General features: G+C 29.4%; 6 protein-coding genes and 2 tRNA genes. 7 read left to right on the plus strand and 1 reads right to left on the minus strand.

Annotated features, from left to right (window positions below):
- Positions 1-80 precede the first annotated feature (80 nt).
- The 7 genes from VK998_RS04270 to VK998_RS04300 all read left to right on the plus strand — a co-directional run bounded on the left by VK998_RS04270 (position 81) and on the right by VK998_RS04300 (position 4,755).
- On the plus strand, positions 81-1,262 hold the full coding sequence (locus VK998_RS04270; RefSeq protein WP_325225873.1) for a D-alanyl-D-alanine carboxypeptidase family protein: 1,182 nt from the start codon (positions 81-83) through the stop codon (positions 1,260-1,262).
- 100 nt (positions 1,263-1,362) lie between these two features.
- A tRNA-Arg gene (locus VK998_RS04275) sits at positions 1,363-1,439 on the plus strand.
- 21 nt (positions 1,440-1,460) lie between these two features.
- Complete coding sequence (gene tadA, locus VK998_RS04280; RefSeq protein WP_325225875.1) at positions 1,461-1,913, plus strand: tRNA adenosine(34) deaminase TadA; 453 nt, start codon at positions 1,461-1,463, stop codon at positions 1,911-1,913.
- 23 nt (positions 1,914-1,936) lie between these two features.
- Positions 1,937-2,027 (plus strand) — tRNA-Ser (locus tag VK998_RS04285).
- A gap of 179 nt (positions 2,028-2,206) precedes the next feature.
- Positions 2,207-3,586 (plus strand): sodium-dependent transporter, encoded by a 1,380-nt coding sequence (locus VK998_RS04290; RefSeq protein ID WP_325225878.1) that lies wholly within the window; start codon positions 2,207-2,209, stop codon positions 3,584-3,586.
- A 140-nt stretch (positions 3,587-3,726) separates the two neighbouring features.
- The gene (locus VK998_RS04295) at positions 3,727-4,092 is read left to right on the plus strand and encodes a DUF1622 domain-containing protein (RefSeq protein WP_325225880.1); all 366 of its coding nucleotides are present in this window, start codon (positions 3,727-3,729) and stop codon (positions 4,090-4,092) included.
- A 219-nt stretch (positions 4,093-4,311) separates the two neighbouring features.
- A complete protein-coding gene (locus VK998_RS04300; protein ID WP_325225883.1) occupies positions 4,312-4,755 on the plus strand; it encodes an Hsp20/alpha crystallin family protein in 444 nt (147 codons plus the stop codon).
- A gap of 87 nt (positions 4,756-4,842) precedes the next feature.
- On the opposite strand, the gene VK998_RS12985 is transcribed toward VK998_RS04300, so the two are convergent.
- A complete protein-coding gene (locus VK998_RS12985; protein WP_414713557.1) occupies positions 4,843-5,013 on the minus strand; it encodes a Spo0E family sporulation regulatory protein-aspartic acid phosphatase in 171 nt (56 codons plus the stop codon).
- Between the last annotated feature and the right edge of the window lie 202 nt (positions 5,014-5,215).

Below are 5,215 nucleotides of genomic sequence, written 5' to 3' on the forward strand. Positions count from 1 at the left end.
TATTATATAGATAGGAAGGAATAATTGTTACTCATTTCTAATAATTTAATAGTATTATTATAAAAAAGGGGAAAGCCGCTATGAAAAAAGGTTTGAATGTAATTATTTTATCTTTATTATTTATATTAGTATTAAACTCTATAGCAATAGCTTCCGTTGGTATTGAAGACGAAGTAAGATCTTATCTACTGGGTGATTATGAAACAGGACAGATACTAGAAGAATATAATATAGATGAATCTATAGAAATTGCTAGTATAAGTAAATTAATGTCTTACTTAGTAGTCATGAAAAATATTGAAGAAGGCCTATTCTCATTGAATGACAGAGTTTATATAGATGAAGATATAACTCAAGTTAATGGTTCTAGTCTAAAACTAGAAGAAGGAGAGGTATTTACTATTGATGAATTATTAAAAGCAGGCATGGTAGTTTCGGCAAATGATGCTATCTATGCATTGGCCAAATATGTAGCAGGAACAGAGGAAAACTTTGTTAAATTAATGAATCATGAAGCAAATAAACTTGGTTTAGAAAGTGGGTTTTTTGTTAATTCTACAGGTTTGCCAGAAGGAGAATTTCAAAACAAAATGAGTACTGAAGATGTCTTTAAATTATCAAGACATATAATTTACGAATATCCAGAAATATTGTCTTTAACTACTATTCCTTATATAGAGCAAAAAAGCAGGGAATATAGAAGAGAAAATACTAATCCATTACTAAATGAAATAAAAGAGATAGATGGTTTAAAAACTGGTTTTACTAACAAAGCTGGTCATTGCCTAGTTTCAACATTCAATATGCAAGGGGACAATATGGAAACTGAAAATTTAAGGTTAATTTCCATAGTAATGGGAACTAAAAACGAAGGAAAAAGAAAAGAAATAGGAAATAAATTAGTGCAATATGGTTTAAAAAATTATTCCAAAAGAATATTGACAAATGAAAATACTCCTATAGATATTGTTTATATGCCCAAAAGCAAAGATAAAGAAATAGAAATTTTTCCTTCTAAAAATTTTAGTATAATCGTTAAAAATGGAGAGTATATAGATAAGGATATATTAATAGATGAAAATTTAAAATTACCATTAAAATCTATGGATAAAGTAGGGAAAATGGTATTGTCAAAAGATGGTAATGTTTTAGAGGAGATAGATTTAGTTGTTCATGAATATGTAAAAAAAGAAAATGTTATCATTAGAATTTTAAGATATATAAAAGATTTTTTACTTCAATTATTTAAAAATCTACTTTAATTAGGTATTAAAATTTCTAGATATAAACTTGTAATTAACTGATGTTGACAACTGTAAAAAAATGATGTAAAATATATTAGCATAAGTATTTATTATCTGTGCATCCGTAGCTCAGACGGATAGAGCAGCGCCCTCCTAAGGCGTGTGTCGGGGGTTCGACTCCTCTCGGGTGCACCAATTTTAATTTGGTGATTATTTATGGATAAAATATACATGAGCTTAGCTTTAGAGGAAGCATATAAAGCTTTTAGCACCTATGAAGTACCTGTAGGTGCTGTTATTGTTCATGATGGGAAAATAATAAGCAGAGGATATAATAAAAGAGAAACATTAAAGGATCCTACTGCTCATGCTGAAATAATTGCAATTAAAGAAGCTAGTAATTATTTAAACGGATGGCGATTAATAGGGTGTACTATGTATGTCACTTTAGAACCCTGTAGCATGTGTGCAGGGGCTATACTAAACTCTAGAATAGAACGCCTAGTAATAGGAGCCAAAGACCCTAAAAGAGGCTGCTGTGGCTCTATAATAAACTTATTAGATAATCCTCATTTCAATCATAAAGTAAAAGTAGAATTTGGGATATTAGAAGATGAATGTAGCAATATAATTACTAAATTTTTCAAACAAATAAGAGATAACAAATAATCCAAAAGTTTATTTCTAATCTTGGAGAGATGTCCGAGAGGTTGAAGGTGGTGGTCTCGAAAACCACTGTACAGGTATCCTGTACCGAGGGTTCGAATCCCTCTCTCTCCGCCAAATATGTAATTTTACCTAGCGTAGCTAGGTTTTTTTATTATAAAATGTGGTCCAACTCAAGATATTTGCCATCAAAAGTTTGTTAATATTTTGACTATTGCGAATATTCCTTGACATTTCTTCATAAAAAGGTTATATTCTTAATAATCAAAAAATTAAAATATAAAGGGGGAATATGAATGGATAACAGAGTTAATCACCAAGGTGAACACAAAAGAGAAGGCTTTGCTAGTAGCTTTGGTTTGATAGCTGCAGCTGTAGGATCTGCAGTAGGATTAGGTAATATATGGAGATTTCCTTATATTACTGGAGTATATGGAGGAGGAGCATTTTTAATAGTTTATTTATTATGTGTAGCAGTAATAGGTATCCCTGTTATGATCGCTGAATTTATCATTGGTAGAGAAGGCCAGAAGGATGCTATAGGCTCTTACAAAACTTTAGCACCTGAAAGCAAATGGCATATAAGTGGTGTTCTAGGAGTAGGTGCAGCTTTTTTAATTCTTTCATTTTATGGAGTTGTAGCAGGTTGGACATTAGAGTATATATTTGCAGCAGTCACAAATAAATTTGTAGGCCTTAACGCAGGAGAAGTTGGGGATTATTTTGTTGGATTTATTTCAGCTCCAATTAGACCAATTATTTGGCAAATTATTTTTATGGGTATAACACTTTCCATAGTAGCTGCTGGTGTACAAAAAGGAATTGAGAAAGTTTCAAAAATATTAATACCGTTATTATTAATAATAATCATAATATTAGATATTAGAGCAGTTACTTTGCCAAATGGCACTGCAGGACTTGACTTTTTATTCAAACCAGATTTTAGTAAATTAACAAGAGAAGGTATTTTAGCTGCCTTAGGTCATGCTTTCTTTTCATTAAGTTTAGGTATGGGTATTATGATAACTTATGGTTCATACATTCCTAAAGAAGAAAAACTAGGGCCTACTTCGTTAAAAATAAGTATTGCAGATACAATTATTGCATTATTAGCAGGAATTGCAATATTCCCGGCAGTATTTGCTTTTAATATTGAACCAGGTAGTGGTGCTGGATTAGTATTTATTACTTTACCTAATGTATTTGCTCAAATGCCAGGAGGATATTTGTTTGCCATTATGTTCTTTGGACTACTGGCTTTAGCTGCCTTAACTTCTACTATGTCTTTATTAGAAGCGGTTGTAGCCTATGTAATAGAGAGATTCAATATGGAAAGAAGAAAGGCAACTATTGCAACAGCTATTGCAATTACATTAGTAGGAATATTAGCTTCTTTATCTAATGGGTCATTATCAGGCTTTACAATTAAAGGATATAACTTTTTTGATTTCTTAGATAATTTAACTGCTGATTTCTTCTTACCGATATCCGCACTTATAAGTTCAGTATTTGTTGGATGGGTATTAGATAAGAAGATTGTAGAAAATCAATTAACGAATAACGGTTCAATTCAAGCTAATTACTTAAAGGTTTTAACCTTTTTATTTAGGATAGTATCTCCAATAGCCATAATTATTGTATTCTTATCTGGAGTTATTCAAAGATGGATAGGATAAAATAATAAGATAGCAAGAAAAAGATGGGACAGTAGCTTTGTTCCATCTTTTTAGTGAGTAAAGGCAATGAGAATATTTATCCATATGGAGTAAATTAGATAAACATTAATTGAAAAATAACTTAAGGAGGAAGAAAATAATTGTATATTGAATTATTTTTAGAAATGATCATACCTTACATTACAGGATTATTGGAAATTGTAGGTGTAGTTATTATTGTTGTTGCTTCTCTTAAAGCTGTTGCCAATATAATTAGGGGAGGATTCAATTTTAATAATGAATATCCTAAAATTGAATTTGCAAAAGCTCTTGCTTTAAGTTTAGAATTTAAATTAGCAGCAGAAATATTAAAAACTATTAGGGTCAGGACTTTAGATGAATTTTTAATACTAGCTGCCATAACATTCTTAAGAATAGTTATAAATTTTGTAATTCATTGGGAAGTAAAGATCAGAATAGAACAAGATCCTACCCAAGAAAATATAGAAATTCAAGAGGAACAATGAAAAAAACAAAAAACACAGAGAGCATAATCTCTGTGTTTTTTTGAAATATATAAGGAAAATTGAAGAAGCAAAAGAATAACCAAGAAAAACAGATATATTATTTAATTACAACGGGTTAACATAATTAATTAGATTTGAATAATAATACATTAGTTGATATATTATTAATTGAAGGTCAAAGTAAGTCAAAGTTTAGAACTTATTAAGGAGGCTGGTTGTATGTTTGGAATTACACCTTTTAGAGGAATACCAAGAAGTTTATCAAGAAGATGGGGATGGGACTTTGACAAAATATTTGATACCATATTAGAAGAATTTGATGATAAGACATTTTCTTATGATCCCATGAAAGTCGATATAAAAGAGAGAGATAAGGAGTATGTATTAGAAGCAGAATTACCAGGAACAAATAAAGATAATATTAACCTAGAAATCAGAGATGATATCTTAACAATTTCTGTTGAAAGAGAAGAAGAATTTAATGAAGAAAGGGAAAATTATATAAGACGAGAAAGAAGATTTGGCTCATTTAAAAGAAGTTTTTATGTGGATGATGTAGATCAAGAAAAAGTAAAAGCTAAATTTGAAAATGGGATCCTTAAAGTAAGATTACCTAAAAAGGAAGGAACTTCCTCCAAGAAAAATAGAATACCTATAGAATAGCAAAAAAATAGGCACTTAAGTGCCTATTTTTTGTGGAAAAATTAAATATAACAAAAGTACAAAGGCGAATCTATGGTATTTAAAATATTATTTTATATTGTGATATTTACATAGAAGTTTATCCAGTAATTGACTTAATGCTAGAATCCTTTCATCGGTTAGATTAGGGTTTTTACCATTAATCAGATTATGGAGTTGCTCTCGTGTATTTTCAATTTCTGCTTTTAATTCTGTTAATTCAAGTTTATTGATGAAAATAGCACCTCTTTCTACAAAATATTTAGATTCGCCTAAGTACTTAGAATAATTTTACTACAAAATGAAAGAAAAGATAGAAAACAGACACTCTTTACCTGTTTAAAGCAATGATTAATAAAATTAAGTTTTTAACTTAAATTTATAAAAATATTTTAAATTATAATAAAAAGTTTTGATTTTTTTATTAAACCATTAATAATTC

The sequence above is a fragment of the Schnuerera sp. genome, from assembly GCF_035459645.1.
Classification (GTDB): domain Bacteria; phylum Bacillota; class Clostridia; order Tissierellales; family Tepidimicrobiaceae; genus Schnuerera.

Excerpts from the sequence above, each read along its gene's own strand:
- VK998_RS04270 (WP_325225873.1), top strand. The coding sequence starts at position 81 with ATGAAAAAAGGTTTGAATGTAATTATTTTATCTTTATTATTTATATTA.
- VK998_RS04300 (WP_325225883.1), top strand. The coding sequence starts at position 4,312 with ATGTTTGGAATTACACCTTTTAGAGGAATACCAAGAAGTTTATCAAGA.
- tadA (WP_325225875.1), top strand. The coding sequence starts at position 1,461 with ATGGATAAAATATACATGAGCTTAGCTTTAGAGGAAGCATATAAAGCT.
- VK998_RS04290 (WP_325225878.1), top strand. The coding sequence starts at position 2,207 with ATGGATAACAGAGTTAATCACCAAGGTGAACACAAAAGAGAAGGCTTT.